The following is a 15,621-nucleotide window of genomic DNA, read 5'->3' as shown; positions in this document are numbered from 1 at the left end:
GCCATGCCACGCATGAGCGATGAGCGACTGCGTCCCCTGGTGGAGCGGTTTGGTCAACTGGTACGCGAGCACGCCGTGTTCCGCGAAGCCTTTGGTCTCATCTGATTCAGATGAGGGGATGCCTCAGCCCGGTGACCGCGTAGATGGGCTTGCCCCACTGCCGGTAGTGCTCGTTCTGCGAACCGTCGGTGCCCGGAAGCACGTCGGACCAGCCGGAGCCCGTCCAACCATAGACACCCACGTCATAGGCGAAGAGCTGGCAGCCCTGGACGCTCGCGCCGTGCACCGCGCCCATGCCCTGCCAGTATTCGTGGGGGCGCAGGTCGCCCACCCGGCCCCAGAAGCGGTTGCTGCCGGACGGCGTGGGCGCCTGGTAGGCGGCGAGCGTGAACGTCTCCATCCGCGGGTTCGCATAGCCCGTGAACGAGAGCCACAGGCGGATGGTGGTTGGCGCCGGGTTCGGCAGGATGATGTTCTGGGCGGCGCTGAACGACCAGTTGCGGACCGCGTTCGGGGGCACGACGACGTTGGGGGTCATGCTCGCCAGCAGCGTCGTGCCGGGAAATTCGATCAGGACCTGGGACAACGTCACGGACGTCGCCTCGTTGTTGCGCAACGCCAACGCGAGCGACAGCTGGTGGCTGGCCGACCCGCCGAGGGAAGGGGACGCCATGGTGAGATAGCGGATGGCGCCTCCCTCCATGGGTTCGTAATAGGTCGTGACGTCCGGTGTCTGGGCGCGCGCGAGCTGTCCCCACAGGAGGCAGGGCAATAACAGCAGCAGGGTGCGGAGCTTCATCATGGGTGCAGGGGTCCTTGGGTTGGGAGCAGACCCTCCCCTGAGCAATACGGGGGCCAGGGCACGCGCCTCCGGACGCGCCCTCCATCACGGCAAGCATTGCCGTGTTCCGGTCCTGGATTGCCGGCAAGGTTTGCCACCTGCCGGCCCACGGTGCGCCATACTGGAGGCACGGGGCCGCGAGTGAACTCGGGCTGCGCGCACCGCCCCACCTGCCCGCGCTCTTTGGCGGTATCGGGCGCGCCGAGGCGCTGGCTGCCGGCCCAGCGGCCTGAAACCCTCCGCACCCGCGCGAGCGTCATCGTGGGAAGGCTGGAGCGCGAGGGGCGCATCAGCGGAGCGCAGGCCCGCGAGGCGCAGGCCGAGCTCTCACTCTTCTTCGGTGTCTCGCCCGCGCCCGGCTACGTGGCGGAGGCCGGCACGGCGATGCCCGCAGGGAGCTGAGTCCTCCCCGCTCGCGGGCGTGGGCGTCACCCGCTGTGTCTTGCGGTTCAGCGCGCGGAGCACGCTCGGAGACAGTGGCGCCAATTCAGTCCCCCGAAGCGGAGACTTCAACACCCGCCGGGCGAACTTGGCATGCTGCGACGGCCAGGGCTTTCAGCTGACTTTCACCCGACAGGGCTTTTGTCCATCGACTGCGTCAGTTTGGCGCACACGGTTTCCGCCTGAGCGTTTACTGCAGCAGTCCGCCCCGGCCCTGCGGAAAGACGACGCGTCCTGCATCTCCACTCATCTTCGAATATGCCTGTGGACGGATCGTGTTCTTGGCCTCGTTCCTGAGCCCACCTTTTGCAGCGCTCCGCGAAGAACACCAGCCCCTTGGTTCTGTAGTCTTGTTCGCTCCGAAAAAGGAGTTCCTGCGCCTGTTCGACATTCCCTCCTTTGAAGTGTGCCTTTGCTAGTTCATCGCGCACCATGCCCGCGAATGGAGCAAGGTCGTTAACGGGCTTCTCGGCTGTCGGCAAGGCTTCGCATAGCGCCAGCCAGCCATTGAGCAATTCAATGGATCCCTTCCACTCCCCCTGCCAACGCAAGGCCTTGGCGTGCTCGAAGGCTTCGAAGAGGACTTGGCTTCCGCGCTTTGTTCGGATCATACCAAGCCGGAGCTGTTCTGTTATCTTAACAGTCAAATCCACGCGCCCGAGATCACGAACCACTGCCGCGACCCTCGTTCGGACAAAATCGTCCTTGGCGTCCATCACACTATAGAATTCAAGTGCTTCGCTGATAGCTTCAAAATTGGAAGCAGTTGTTCCTGAGGAGCCAGTGCGGTGAAGGGCAAAAGCGAGCGGCATCATGCTCTTTTGCCATCTGTGGTGATTTGATTTCGTCACGCGAGCATAGACTGCGCGTGCGGCATCGCAAACACGCCCATAAACACCTTGCGTACCAGTGACTTCAACTTGCTGCGCCGCTCGCTGGAGAAAATTCGCCTGTATTTGTGGATTTGATGCGTGAGCACAAAGGTCAAGTCCGGTTTCGATGACTTGGAGCCGACCCTCCACGGAGAGTACTTGATCCGGTAGCCCATGAAGCTTTAACAGGAGTTCGATCATGCGAAGCCGGAGGTATGCAGGAAGCTCCCCGACCCGACTCAACTGTTCGCGAAGCAGGGTCGCCCGTTCAATATCACTTATTTCCTTGGATCGCGCTGTAGCGAGTTGAAGGCGTGCCTTGGCTTGTAGCAAGGTGAGTCTCGGGGAACCCATTCCTTCCAAGGCCATCTTTTGGCAGGCCGAATCGATCTCGCGAAGTCGTTGCACGCCCAGGATTAGTTGAGCGGTCGACGCGGATTGCTTTACTGCGTACTTTGCAGCGTGAATTAAGCCTGCCAACAGCAAGTGAGTGCCGTTGCTCTCAGGCTTGCTTGGTACTGCTTCGTTTTCTAATGCATTTATGAGCGCTTCAATCCCTTTGGCGCGAACTTTCTCGAGGTACTCGTTCTCGATGCGTGGCAAAGGTTGATCAATGAGTTGCCCTACGACGAGCAGTGGCAGTGCGCGGACATGTTCCGGCGATGGAGCGACGAATCGAAATGTCTCGGCGAGAGATGCCGCTCCATCATCCTCTGACGCACTCGCGGCGCATTCGATAAACGTGCTTTGCAAGAAAGCAGAGTCCTCAGCTCGCAAAGTCAGGAGACTTTTTCGTGCGGTTAGGAGTCGAAAAGCATGGGCGATGGCGTGAGCACGAGGCCCGTGTAGCTTGATTTCATCCAGCAATGTGGGGTCTTGTGACCAAGAAATCAGGACAGAGGTAAGCTCGTCATCCGCGACGGACTGCCTGCGGGCCCACTGCGCAACGAGGCGATGAATCCGGAAGACCCGGTCAGCATCACCCTGCAGTGAGACACCAGAGTCATTCAACATTCTTCGGCCTACAACGCTCCCTCCCTGGATTGGTTGGGGCAGCCAAGCGGTGGGAACCTCTGGCTCGCCTAGCGCAGCGATGAACGCTACCTGCTTGCGCTCCGCAGGCCCGAGAGAGTGCCAGCACTTCTCGATTGCGTGACGGATCCGGCCATCCGCATCAGGAGGACCGGTATTGACGAGATCCTGCTTCCAATCCCGAAGGAACTGCACCAGTGAGCCGCCCCGGTACATCCAGGCGATGCACTTGGCACACAGGGCGCTGTTGCCTGTTGCGTCGCCGATGTCGCGAAGCAAGTCGGACTCCTGGGGTTCCAGCGCTCGCGGGGGGACCAGGGCGGACCTTACGATGTTACAGAATTCATCAAGAGTAGGGGAGGGTAGCTCTACACGCACTTCTGCTGTCGCCACGCCAGGCCCCACGACCAGGCACGGAACACCGAGATTCAATGGAAATGGCGGCGCGATATCAGCGTTGTCGATGACAATGACTGCACCGGGGATTTCCTGGAGAGCTTCCCGAACGGAGCGGTGGGTGGCTTCGCGCCCGCTAGGGTTTTCTCCCCAGAGCACGCGCACCACGCGTGCCAGCCCCTCGAGCCAGATACTCGCTGACGGTTCCTCGGGGTTTACTGCATCGAGTTGAAGGTAGATGCCGTAAGGGAAATGATGCGCGACCTGACGCGCTACTTCGCTCTTCCCATCCCCCACGTTCCCTGTCAGCGCCACAATCCCTGCCCCATTCGACAGTAGTTCAATGGCGCGTCGAGCGGTGCTGTCCAGTCGCTGTTCTCCTGTGATGAATGGGCCAGGACGCAGAGTGCGAGGGATGGGCGGCTCCATCGCAGCCATGGGAGGCGGGAGTTCTCGCTCGGTGGGCGCAGATATGCTTGCGCCCGGCATCTTGCCGTCGAACCAACCAGGAGGCCAGATAGGTACCCGGGTCTGATCGAGTTCAGCGCTCCGCGCCAAGGGTTGCTCACAAGCATCCCAGATGCCGCGAAACCCCTCGCGGAGCGCGCTTGTTGCTCCATGTCGAATCACCACGACATCAAACTGGCGTGTGTCACCGCCATCAAGCTTGACGAAATACTTGCCGACATCTTCCGTGATTCCACCTGGTGCGATTTTGCCGCTCCAGTACCGCACTGCACCCAATTTGAAGATCAACCGGGAAACCAGAAAGCGATTAAGGACCGAGGCGCCCAGGCTCAGGGGAGACTGCGTTGGGCCGTTAAGTGTTACGCGAGTGTCCTTTCGGAGGCGAAGCTCAAGTTCGTCGTCAAATTCCTTAGGTATTTTAAGTGCTTCGTACTCTTTAGAGATAAACGCATCCGGGGCTTCAGCATTGAACCGCTTTCTGGAGGCCTCCTCCTCGATCTTGCGGAGTTGCTTAGCTATCTCCAACATCTTGGTTTCGGCAAACAACTTAGAGAGGCGACCGCTGACCGCTTCATCGGGCGTGAAGCCCGAGACTGTCGCGCGAAGGGTGTCCATCAGCCCTCCGTCTCCGACACCTGAAACGAGTAGATTCTTGGGCCCATTGGCGAAGTACTGGTGTATCCGGTCGTCATGCCAATAAGACCGCGCGGTAATAGGTGGAAATTGCCGTTCAGTGCCAAATCCTACCGATAGGATGACTGCGTCGGCTTTGATGCTGCCTCTGTCCCAGAAGACAGTGCGGGGTCCGCCGCCGAGAGCAACTTCCAATTCAATATTCCTGACGCCCAGGTGTGTTGCAATGTCAAACTGGGCGACATATTTGCCAAACTCCTCTCTCATCCATTCGGCGATTTTGCCCGCAGTGGCGGCCTCCCATCTTAGGAGGGGGGCATCGAGATTGGCGCTGGTTTGGCGGTATTCTTCGCTCGGCCAGTCATAGATGAATGGGTGAATCATTCGGCCTGAACTGCCATCCTGCATGTGCATCAACTTCTCTTCTTTCTCAAGCAGGATGACTCGCGCCCCCTTCATGGCGGCAGCCGCTGCCGCTGTCAACCCAGCCGCTCCGCCTCCAATAATCACGACTGTTGATTGGCGCTCGATGCGCTCCAGTTCAAACAAGGCGTAGACGAGATTCGCGGCGCGAATCTGTTGAGAGCACACCGTAACTCGGTGCTCCAGACTTCCGAGCACGTAGACCCGTCCCATCAAGGGGAGGTTGGGCACCGTCATGTGGGTGAGCAGAGTGGCAGCGCTTTTTGGATCAGTCCTCATGCCGTGCCAACTCTACACCAGCACGGTCCACTGTCCCCTAGGTCCCAGCCAATCAACGTGCGGTCGATTCAAATGGGTCTGACCATCAAGGAACATCGATTTCCCTTGGGCACAGATGTGGGCTCACGGCACTCTCGAGAGAGAGCGTTGCCCGGACTTGCGCCATACTGGGCGCACGATGCGACGTGACGAGCCTGGCCTGGTGGTGCTGCCCTCGCGGCTCGCGGGAGTGGATGGGGTTCGCGTCACGGGGGACACGCGGCTGTGGTCCGGCGTCTCCACTCGCTACGGCGTCACGGTGGTCTACGCGGGGGCCTTCGACTTCTGGTACCGCGGGCGGGCCTGGACGCAGACCGAGGGGGTGCTGAAGCTGAAGGAGCCAGGAGAGGTGCACCGCGACCTGCGCGTGCATGCGCCGGTGACCGCCCAGTCGTTGACCCTGGAGCCATCGGTGGTGGAGGGGGCCGCGCGCGAGCTCGGGCTGCGCGCGCCGCCCCACCTGCCCGCGCTCTCCGGCGGCAGCGGACGCTCCGAGGCGCTGGCCCTGCACGCGGCGCTGAGGGATCCGGGCAGTGACGCGCTCACGCTCCAATGCCTGCTCTCCGGGATGCTCGCGGCGCTGCTGGGGGCGAGCGCCTGCGCGTCCGTGGAGGCGATGCCCCGGACACGCCGCGCGGCGCTGCGTGCTCGCGACCTGCTGCATGCCTCGGTCGTGGAAGGCGTCAGCCTGGATGCGCTCGCGGTGGCCTCGGGCCTGGGCCGCTTCCACCTGCTGCGCACCTTCCGTCAGGAGCTCGGCCTGACGCCCCATGCCTACCTCACGCACCTGCGCGTTTCGCGGGCGCGCGAGCTGCTCGCCCGGGGCGTCCCCGCCGCACGCGCGGCCCTGGAGGTGGGGCTCTACGACCAGAGCCAGCTGCACCGGCACTTCGTGCGCATCGTCGGCACCAGCCCGGGGGCCTACGCGCGCGCCGTGCGCGGCACGTCAACTTCGCCCAAGAAGGGCGCGGAGCGCGTGCCACATCCTCGCCGCTGAGCCCGCCGTCGGGTCGGTCCCGCCGCCGGAGCCTTCGCGAGGTCCCGCACCATGCTCCTCTCCCTGTCCCTCCTGGCCGCGCTGCTCGGCGCCGCGCCGACCCCACCACCCCAGGAGTTCCACGTCACCTGGCTCGGCCACGCCGGCTTCGAGGTCGTCTCGCCCGGGGGCACGCGCCTGCTCATCGACCCCTGGTTGAAGGAGAACCCGCGCGCGCCCGAGGCCTGGAAGGACCTCACACGCCTCGCACGGACACCGCCCGCGGCCATCCTGCTCACGCACTCGCACGGGGACCACGCGCAGGACGTGCACACCCTGGCGCGCCTGAGCGGGGCTCCCGTGGTGGGGACGGGGGAGACGCTGCGCTGGCTCAAGGTGCCGGAGGCCCAGCAGCTCACGGTGAACGTCGGCGGCTCCACGCGCATTGGCGACGTCACGATCCACGCGGTGCCGGCCATGCACTCGTGCGAGCCTGACGGGCGGCCCCTGGGCTACGTCCTGGTGCTTCCCGGGGGCCGCTCGCTCTACCACACGGGCGACACCTGGCTGTTCGGCGACATGGCGCTGGTGCAGGAGCTGCTGCACCCGGACATCGTCCTCCTCAACGTGGGCGGCGGGCGCTACGGCATGGACCCCAGGACCGCAGCGCTTGCGGTGCGCAAGTACTTCCGCCCCTCCATCATCGTGCCCATGCACTTCGGCACCTTCGAGCCACTGGCGACCGAGGCCCAGGCGCGCGAGGCCCTTGGAAGCGACACCCGCGTGCGCTGGCTCACCCCGGGGATCGCCGCGTCACTCTGAGCGTCTCACTGCGGCCTCGGGACCAGGCAGCTTCCTGGCTGCCAGCCCGCCGCTCACTCCAGGGGCCGGCTCGCGCCGCCGGACGATGGGAGCCTTCCGGCGGAGCGCGCCCATCCGCACTTCTAGGGAGGTGGCGGCGGAGCCAGGTCAGAACAGGAGGGTGTCCATGCGGCTGTCTCGTGGGTCGCGCGATGGCGTGATGTTCCTCATCGGGCTGGGACTGGGGCTGGGCCTCCGGTCCCTGGTGGAGGCCGCGACGAAGCGCACCGGGAGGACCGTGGGGAAGGGGGGCCCCGCGGACATGCCAATGGAAGGACCCGCGGAGAGCTGGCGTGGGAGCGGGCTCGCCGAGGACGTGGGGGCGGAAGCCGCCTCCACGGGGCAGAGCGGCGAGGACCCGGATCGCGAGCGGAAGATGCGCGAGGCGGAGCGGCAGCTCGGGCTTCCCGCGCTCTGAAGCCCCGGCTCGGGGAGGGGAGGCGAGCGAGGCAAGCGCCCCCGGAAACGTCGCCGCTGACTCCAGTTCCGGCGTTCGGCCACACCAGTACCCGGGTGTTGTCTGTTTCACCGGAGGTCACTGACGCGGCTTCGCGTTCCCGGATTACATGTCTCGGGCCTCTGTCCTCGCCGGTTGAGACATCCCCGCTATGTACACCCTTGATGAAGCACTCTGGCCGCTGGTCATCGTCCAGCGTGGCGACACCACGACGGACCCGGAGATGGAGAGCCTTCTCCAGAGCCTCTCCAAACTCATCAAACGGCGCGAGCCCTATGTCCTGGTGATTGATTTCTCCCGCTCCCGTCCGCTGACACATTCACAGCGGATGATGCTGGCGGATCATCAGACCCAGCACGCCGACCTGGCTCGCGACTACTGCAAGGGATTCTTCGTGGTGATCAACTCGGCCACCGCGAGGCTCGCGAGGGCCGTCACCAGCTTCATCCGGCCCTCCACGGACCAGCATGAGGTGGTCTCGTCGCTGGACGAGGCGCTCGAGCGCTCCGCGGTCCGCTTCGAGCAGGCGGGTGTGCACATGGGGGCCTTCATTGCCCGGGCCCATGCGCGGCGGCTGAAGGCCGGTGTCGCCCCGAGCAGCGCCAGCGCCCGTCACGACTGAGGGCCTGGCAAGGCTTGCAGGCAGGTCCTGCACGACCACGGCAAACCTTGCCGTCGTCCTCGCTGCCTCCCGGGGGGAGCCACACGGCATGCACGGTGCAATCCAGGTGCTCCACCTGGAGGCATCATGCAACGCGTTCCACTCTTGTTGGCCCTCGCCAGCCTCATCCCCACGGGGGCCCTGGCGGCGTCTTCCGTCACGAAGCTTCTCCCCCAGGACGCGCAGCTTCATTGCAGCCCCGCGAGTCCGTGCGTCCAGCCCACGGCGGACGGCGTGGTCGTCCCCCTGGAGTACGCCGACGGCAAGAAGTTCCCGCTGCAGGACTTCGTGAACGGAGGTCCCAACGGAGACCTGTTCCTCTCCGTCTCCGACAACGCCAGCTACACCGCGGACGAGTGCAACGTGGGGAAGCCCCAGAATCCCTGCCACTCGCAATCCCTGTTCATCGGCATGCGCCTGCCCCGGCCCAGGAATGCCAGCGGGAACTTCGTGGGCCTGGAGGGCACCGTCAACGTCTGGCTCGATGCGAAGCGCAACGAAACCCTCCAGCAGGTTCCCGGCGCGTACGTGCCTCGTGGCGAGGACCGGCGCATCACGTTGAGCTACTCCACGGTCAAGGGCTACCAGGACATCGTCCAGAGCAAGGGTGACTTCCCTGGCGGCACGAATGGCTGGAGCCCGCTCGCGACCCCCTCCGAGGCCTGGCCCACCACCGTGAAGGTGTCGAGCCCGGCCTCGGACCCGGCCCACGTCCACATCGAGTTCGAGATCCATCTGGCGCCGGGCCTCCCCGCCGGAGGCGCGAGCGAGCCGCTCGACGCCATGGTGCGCAAGCTGGGGCTCGGCATCGAGCACACGCCCACCCCGACGACCTCCGCGCAGACGGTGGGTGGCGGCCGGTTTCCCAACTTCCTGGGCCCGTCGGCCGGCGGCACCCTGACGGGCGCCTGGGAGACGCTCGAGTTCGCGAGCCCGACCCCGATTCCGCTCAGCTTCACGATGTGGAACGTGGGGCAGATGCCTTCTGTCCCCCCCTGGCTCGACGATGGCGGCTCGGGGGAAATCGATACCGTGGCCATGCGGCTCTTCAACAAGGAGGTCGCCTGCGTCTCCGAGGTCTGGATGGCCCATGAGCGCGGCGAGCTCATCGAGAAGGTCAACTTCCTGCGCTCGCTCGCGAACATGCCGCCGATGCAGTACGTCGCCGAGCTGAACGACAACGTCCTCCAGCCGCCCATGTTCAACACGGGATTGGTGTTGCTGTCCTCGCGGCAGATCCTCGATAGCGGGGTGCACCACTTCCCCTTCGGCATGTGCACGGACGAAGACTGCCTCCAGGCCAAGGGCGTGCTCTGGGCGCGCATCGCCACGCCCGCCGCGACCGCCCCCGTCATCGTCGACGACCACGACGTCCCCACGGTCGCCGCGGGGACGGACTACGCCGAGTTCGTCGACGTTTTCTGCACCCACGTCAACGCGGGAGACAACACGTCGGGGCCGGACACCACCGCGCGCGAAAACCAGTTCTCTGACATCAAGGCCTACGTCCAGCAGGTGCGTCAGGGAGGCCCCCTGACCGACCCCTTCTTTCCGTATGACGTCCATGACTCCTTTCCCCAGGGGACCTGGCCGAGCGGCCTGGACCGCCCCGCCTTCCTGCTGGGCGACCTGAACACCCTGGGGCCCAAGGGCACGGAGACGGACGTCGGCTTCGCCCACTACGCGGACATGGTGGGCCCCGGCCTCCTCGACATCAGCAAGCGGAGCGAGTTCGACAAGGCCAACACCCAGTTCTCCGAGACGCGGGACCTGGCCCGGGCGGTCTCCGGACCGGACCCGATGGCGGCCGGGACGTGGCTGTCCAGTGTCTGCTCCGACAACGTGGCGAACGAGCTGAACACCAAGAAGCGTCTCGACTACGTCCTGGTGTTCCCCGCCCAGGACACCTTGGACTTCCCCACGTTCGCGTTGCTCAACGGCTCCACGGCGAGCGTCAACCCGCAGTTCGATCCCACCTCCGGCAGCGAGGACTCCGAGGGACACCTCGTCCAGCAATGCCTGTCGGATCACGCCATGGTGGACGTCACCGTGCAGCTGGCGCGGGTGAAGGACGTCGCGAAGTACAACCCGATGAAGAAGCACCGGGTCGAGTACGCCGTGAAGCAGGTCACCGACCTGGAGACCGCGAGCGGCTGCTGCGCGGACTGGTTCACGCCGCGCGTGCTGATGACCGCCAATGGCCTCACGCAGGTGAACGCCTTCCCGAACATCATCGAGAACCAGACCATCTACCCGAACTGGCTCGTGCACACGGGCCCCGACAACCTCTTCCCCTTCCCGGACCTGCCGGTCGGGTTCTCGGGGACGGTGAACATGACGTCGGCCGTCTGGGAGTCGGACCAGGGCCCGAACGACCACTACGACTCCACCCCCGAGAGCAGCGCCCTCCTGGAGGCGGACAACAAGGACGCGCACTTCACCTTCTTCGCGAACAGCGGCGTGCTCCGCCGGGTGAAGGGTGAATTGCTGGCCATTGACTGGCTCACCGGGGTCCAGCTCCTGGGGAGCTTCATGGACGGCTACGAGAACGGCATCACCGTGGAGACCGCGGGACAAGACACGGCCACGGGCGACAACGCCCGCGTGCGGCACTACTTCAACGTGAAGGAACTGGAATCGCCATGAGCACGATGAACCTGAAGTGCGCGGTGCTTGCACTGGTGCTGGGGGGCACGGCCCAGGCGGTCGAGCCGATGGTGCCCTACGACAACTTCAATCCGATGAAGTCCAACCCTCCACGCGCGACGAAGGTCCGCGGCATCGACCCGGCCCGGTGGGTGGAGGAGCAGACCGGAGCCCGGCTGGACGCCATCCGGGAGCTGGCCTTCACCCGCCTGCGGTTGATGAGCCGCTCGGACACGGGGGCGGGCCGCTACGGCCTGCTCTTCGCCCAGTCCTCGGCGGTGACGGCCATCGCGGCGAAGGTGCGCCTGAACAACGCCAGGAGCACGGGGTGCACCGCCCCGGCGGGAGCTCCGGTGGCCCAGAGCACCGCCGAGCTCACGGGCCACTTCTTCAACACCCGGGGCGCGGTGGGCAGGAGCATGCAGGACGACGTCACCGCGACCCTCCGCACCGTCTCGCGATCCACGGACCCCGTCGGCTCCCAGGCGCTGCGGGTGGAGGCGGTCATCGAGCGGTGCACGAACGCCGCGTGCTCGACGCGCACGCAGCTCTTCACGGCGGACCTGGGCCTGGTCCATCAGGGGGAGCAGGCGGCGCTGCGGCTCCAGTGGGACGTGGCGAACCACCGCTTCGTGTTCCAGCGCGACACGCAACCCGAGGTGTACGGCGCCTACACCGTGACGGACACCCACGCGCCCGGCAACCCGGGCAAGGCCCTGGTGGTGACCCACGACCTGCCCACCTGCACCAGCGGCACCCCGGCGCCCCTGGGGTATGCGAACGCGTACTTCCACGACGTGTTCGTGAATGAGTCCGCGGCGCCCGCCCCCTGACGGTCTGGACGCGCGGGCCGCTCAGAAGGGCGGGCCGCGCGTCTCGATGCGCGGTGGCTGGCGGGGCTTTCACTCGTGGCGCTTGCGGCCGTGTCCCGCCCGGCGCCGGAGGACTCCCGCCAGCGTCAGCAGGAGCAGGAACGACGTGCCCGCCGCGCCCGGGCCGGTGGTGCAGCCGCAGCCAGACTCCCCCGGCTCGCCGTCGTCGGGAGGGGGAGGGGGAGGGTCGTCCTTCGGCATGCAGGCTCCCGCGCGGCACTCACCCGTGTCACAGACGGTTCCGTCCGGCGCCTGCGCGGTGGGGAAGTCCCCGGTTTCGGGATCACACAGCGGGGTGACGACCTGACACGGGCCGGGCGCGGGCGCGGCCTTGGGGGCTCCGACGCAGCTCGAGCCCTCGCAGACGTCGTGCTCCGTGCATGCCTTGCCGTCGTCGCAGGTGGCGTTGGCCCGGGGGCCGCAGGTGCCGTCCGCCGCCGCGCCCGCCGCCATGCTGCAGGCGTTGCAGTCCGCCGTGCCGCCGCCGCAGGCGGAGTCGCAGCACACGCCGTCCACGCAGAAGCCACTGCGGCAGTCGGTCGCGGTGCCACAGGCCGTGCCCAGGACGGAGCGCGTGCTTCCCATGCTCGCGTGCACCCGCATCGCGCCTTGCCCCGGGTCATCCTGTTCCCAGACGGCGAGGGTCGCGCCGGCCGCGGAGACCGCGATGGACGAGGCGCGTTCGTCCGTGGGCTGCTTCGCGAGTGCCACCGCCGGCGCTCCCACGAGCGCCGTGTCGAACTGCCGCGCCATGGCGCGCCAGCTGCCGACGGTGCGCTGAATCCACGTCAGGACCACGGCGTGGCCGTCCGACGTGAGCTGGGGCTCTCGCACGTCCACCTCGGTGGAGACCTCCACCGGCTTCGCATCCAGCACCGCTCCCGCCGTCGTGAACCGGGCCGCGAGCAGCGCGGGATTCGTCTTCTTCGTCGACTTCCAGGCGGCCACGAACCGGGTGCCGTCGAACGTGAGGCCCGGGAGCTGGGTCAAGTCCTCGAGGGAAGAGACGAACATCGGCGCTTCGTTCAACTTCGTCAGGAGGGCGTCGAACCGATACAGGGCCAGGGGATGGAAACCCCGGTAGTCCATCGGGAGCACCGTCGCGCAGATGCCGCCTGTCGTGCAGGCAAGCCCGAAGCTGGTGGAGCCCGCCGCGACGGTGACGTGCCCGCTCACCCAACCCGCCGGGTCGACCTGTGCGAGCTTCACCTCACCGTCCTGCCACCAGCCCACGACGTAGGCCCGTCCGTCGACGGCCACCCGGGGATGCTGACGCGACGCCGAGCCGCCCGCGGCGATGGCCATCCCCTGCGCGTCCTTCACCGTCCCCGCCGCGGTGACTCGCGCGCCGTAGATGTCACGCCGGAGGCCGGTGCCATCGTTCCGGTCGTCCCGCCAGACCACGAGGAAGTCCTCCCCGCTCGACACCACGTCCGGCGTTTCCTGGTTCTTGTTCGCACCGGAGATGACGAACGGCGTCGCGTCCAGGGGCTGGAAGTTCGCATCCAGCCGGACGCCGTGGATGTCCCAGTCCGTGCCATTCCAGGCCGACCAGACCAGCAGGGCGCGGTCCCGGGACCAGGCCACGCGAGGCGTCAGCTGCGCAGGGGCTCCCATCGAAAGCGTCACGGGCGCCGCGTCGATGCGGGTCCCCTCCGGAGTCACCCGGGCGGCGACGACGTCGTTGCCACTGTCCGGGAGGAGCTGGGTCCCCGCCACCAGGAAGGTGCCCCCGCTGAAGGCCACGCTCGCCCCCGTGGTCTCCCCCTGGGGGTCGAGCACGGTGATGGGTCCGCCGGCCACCACGCTGCCAGCCGCGGTGACACGCACGGCGAGGACCTTCCTGGAAGCCTCATCGGACCAGGCCACGAGCGCGTGCGTCCCGTCGAAGGCGAGGGCGGGCTGCCGCTTGCCATTGCCCGCCGTCCCATCCGCGATGAGGAACCGGTCGACGGAGGTGCTGCCCGGAGTCACGAGGGCGCCCCGGATGTCCCATTCCGCGCCCCCGGTGGAGCCCGAGTCCTCCCAGGCGACCAGCACGGCGTCTCCCACCCGCGCCGCGGACGGCCTGACGGCGAGGACGTCGCCGCTCAGGCTGAAGGGGGCGGCATCCACGGGCGCCGCCGACTCGTTGAAGCGGCGCGCCCAGATGCCCTGGCTCCCTCCGGTGGTGAGCTGCCCGGACCCGACGACGAGGTAGTTCGTGCCATCGAAAGCGACCGTCAGGTCCTCGCCCAGGCTCTTGCCCGCGAAGAGCTCGACGGGCTGGGCCGCGGGGGTACCGCTCTCATCGAAGAGCAGGCCGTTGATGCGCGTGCCAATGGACCAGGCCGCCAGGAAACCGTGGGCGCCCGCGGCGACCTTCATCGCGTGGGGCTGGGTGAGGCTCAGCCGCGGCGAGACGTTGGCGCGCCGGATGGCGCCGGACGGGCTGACGAACGCGGATTCGACGGTGGCGAGGACGCTCGTGTACTGCGAGTCGATGCCGCGCTGCCAGACCACGAAATGTTCATTCCCATTCCAGGCGATGCCAGGAGCCGCCACGCGGTAGTTGTCCACCGGCTCGCCGATGGCGAACCCCACGGGGTCGGCGAGCGTTCCATCCGCCGCCATGCGCGCGCCGCGAATGTGACCGGTGCCATGCACCCGCGCGTCCACCCAGACCGCCAGGAAGCCGGTGCCATCGGAGGAGAGCGCGGGCAGCTGCTGGTCGAACGCGGACGGCAGGAGCGTCGTCGCGCCGAAGGTGCGCTCATCGCCAGGTGCCTCGAGCCGCGCGGCATCCCGCGTCGTCACCTTCGCCGCTTCCGGTGCCGCCGGAGGCGGTGGCGCGGAGCAGGAGAGCAGCAGCGGAAGCACGAGACAGAAGCGCCACCGCTCCTGGAGGAACCTCTCCACGTCCTGGAAGATGCGCATGCGATTCCCCCTACCGGATGGTCTCTATCCGATACGGACCCATGCGGCCATCCTGGCTCGAACCCCTCCTACAGCACCTCTTCGAGGGCGCCCTTCCAGCTGTAGTTCCCGGCCTGCTTGCCCGCGATGGAGCTCTTCGCCGGGTCGATGTGGATGGTCAGCACGCCCCCGTCGAGCGAGACCTTGGTCCCTTCCGTCGACAGCCGGCAGACCGTCTTGGTGACGGCCTCCTTCACCGCCGCCTTGCCATCCGCGGTGCCGCAGACCTCGACCAGGGTGCCCACGGCCATCTGGCACGCACTCTGGGTCCGGTCCTTCATCGGGTCGAAGGCGGGGTAGCTCGTCTTCTCGTAGCTGCTCTTCACGGAGGAGCCGCAGGCCTTGTTGACCGCGTCCTCCTTCTTCTTCAGCTCCGCGTCGTAGACGGCCCAGCCGTTCTTCTGGGCCACGGTGAGCCGTGCGGGCTTCGAGGCGGACTCGTCCGCGATGGCGAGCGAGGCGAACAGGCACAGACACAGGGACGGAATCCGGAACATGAAGGCTCCTGAAGGAAGCGGGGCGCGGGAGTGCGGACCGCCGTTCCTCCATGGGAAGCGCCCCGGGGAGTTCTTTTGCATTCCTTCCCGCGGGGCCGTGCGTTCCGCCAGAACGCACACGCGTGTCCAGGCAACGCGCCATCCCCGTGTTCCCCAGGCATTCGCCCCCGCGTCGCGCCTGAACGCGTGCTGGCACGTTCCACGCAGAGTCCTGGCCGCGCGCCGCTGATCACGGGCGCCCATTGAATCCCCCCTCCCTGGACCGTCATGCC

General features: G+C 66.6%; 11 protein-coding genes. 7 read left to right on the top strand and 4 right to left on the bottom strand.

Features of this window, described 5'->3' with window-relative positions:
- Positions 1-106: 106 nt before the first annotated feature.
- Positions 107-802 carry a hypothetical protein gene (locus D7W79_RS25530; protein ID WP_120528001.1) on the bottom strand — a complete coding sequence of 232 codons (696 nt, stop codon included), beginning with the start codon at positions 800-802 and terminating at the stop codon, positions 107-109.
- Positions 803-982: 180 nt separating this feature from the next.
- Between D7W79_RS25530 and D7W79_RS25525 the strand changes: the two genes are divergently transcribed.
- On the top strand, positions 983-1,243 hold the full coding sequence (locus tag D7W79_RS25525) for a hypothetical protein (protein WP_244221959.1): 261 nt from the start codon (positions 983-985) through the stop codon (positions 1,241-1,243).
- Positions 1,244-1,407: 164 nt separating this feature from the next.
- Here D7W79_RS25525 and D7W79_RS25520 read toward each other — a convergent pair whose 3' ends face one another.
- Positions 1,408-5,343 carry an FAD-dependent oxidoreductase gene (locus tag D7W79_RS25520; RefSeq protein ID WP_208729837.1) on the bottom strand — a complete coding sequence of 1,312 codons (3,936 nt, stop codon included), beginning with the start codon at positions 5,341-5,343 and terminating at the stop codon, positions 1,408-1,410.
- 220 nt (positions 5,344-5,563) lie between these two features.
- Between D7W79_RS25520 and D7W79_RS25515 the strand changes: the two genes are divergently transcribed.
- From D7W79_RS25515 to D7W79_RS25490, 6 genes are all read left to right on the top strand, one after another.
- On the top strand, positions 5,564-6,421 hold the full coding sequence (locus tag D7W79_RS25515; RefSeq protein WP_158617043.1) for a helix-turn-helix domain-containing protein: 858 nt from the start codon (positions 5,564-5,566) through the stop codon (positions 6,419-6,421).
- Positions 6,422-6,472: 51 nt separating this feature from the next.
- On the top strand, positions 6,473-7,222 hold the full coding sequence (locus D7W79_RS25510; protein WP_120527999.1) for a metal-dependent hydrolase: 750 nt from the start codon (positions 6,473-6,475) through the stop codon (positions 7,220-7,222).
- 166 nt (positions 7,223-7,388) lie between these two features.
- Positions 7,389-7,679 (top strand): hypothetical protein, encoded by a 291-nt coding sequence (locus D7W79_RS25505; RefSeq protein ID WP_120527998.1) that lies wholly within the window; start codon positions 7,389-7,391, stop codon positions 7,677-7,679.
- Between the two features lie 190 nt (positions 7,680-7,869).
- Positions 7,870-8,340, top strand: a complete 471-nt coding sequence (locus tag D7W79_RS25500) for a hypothetical protein (protein ID WP_120527997.1) — start codon at positions 7,870-7,872, stop codon at positions 8,338-8,340.
- 126 nt (positions 8,341-8,466) lie between these two features.
- A complete protein-coding gene (locus tag D7W79_RS25495; RefSeq protein ID WP_147442045.1) occupies positions 8,467-11,025 on the top strand; it encodes an exonuclease/endonuclease/phosphatase family protein in 2,559 nt (852 codons plus the stop codon).
- A complete protein-coding gene (locus D7W79_RS25490) occupies positions 11,022-11,858 on the top strand; it encodes a hypothetical protein (RefSeq protein WP_120527995.1) in 837 nt (278 codons plus the stop codon). The genes D7W79_RS25495 and D7W79_RS25490 overlap by 4 nt, the downstream gene beginning before the upstream one ends.
- Before the next feature lie 69 nt (positions 11,859-11,927).
- On the opposite strand, the gene D7W79_RS25485 is transcribed toward D7W79_RS25490, so the two are convergent.
- Positions 11,928-14,813, bottom strand: a complete 2,886-nt coding sequence (locus tag D7W79_RS25485; RefSeq protein WP_120527994.1) for an MYXO-CTERM sorting domain-containing protein — start codon at positions 14,811-14,813, stop codon at positions 11,928-11,930.
- Between the two features lie 68 nt (positions 14,814-14,881).
- Positions 14,882-15,349, bottom strand: coding sequence for a hypothetical protein (locus tag D7W79_RS25480; protein WP_120527993.1), 468 nt, complete (start codon positions 15,347-15,349; stop codon positions 14,882-14,884).
- Positions 15,350-15,621 lie beyond the last annotated feature (272 nt).

This window comes from Corallococcus exercitus, assembly GCF_003611585.1.
Classification (GTDB): domain Bacteria; phylum Myxococcota; class Myxococcia; order Myxococcales; family Myxococcaceae; genus Corallococcus; species Corallococcus exercitus.
This window is presented reverse-complemented; position numbering and strand designations above follow the sequence as displayed.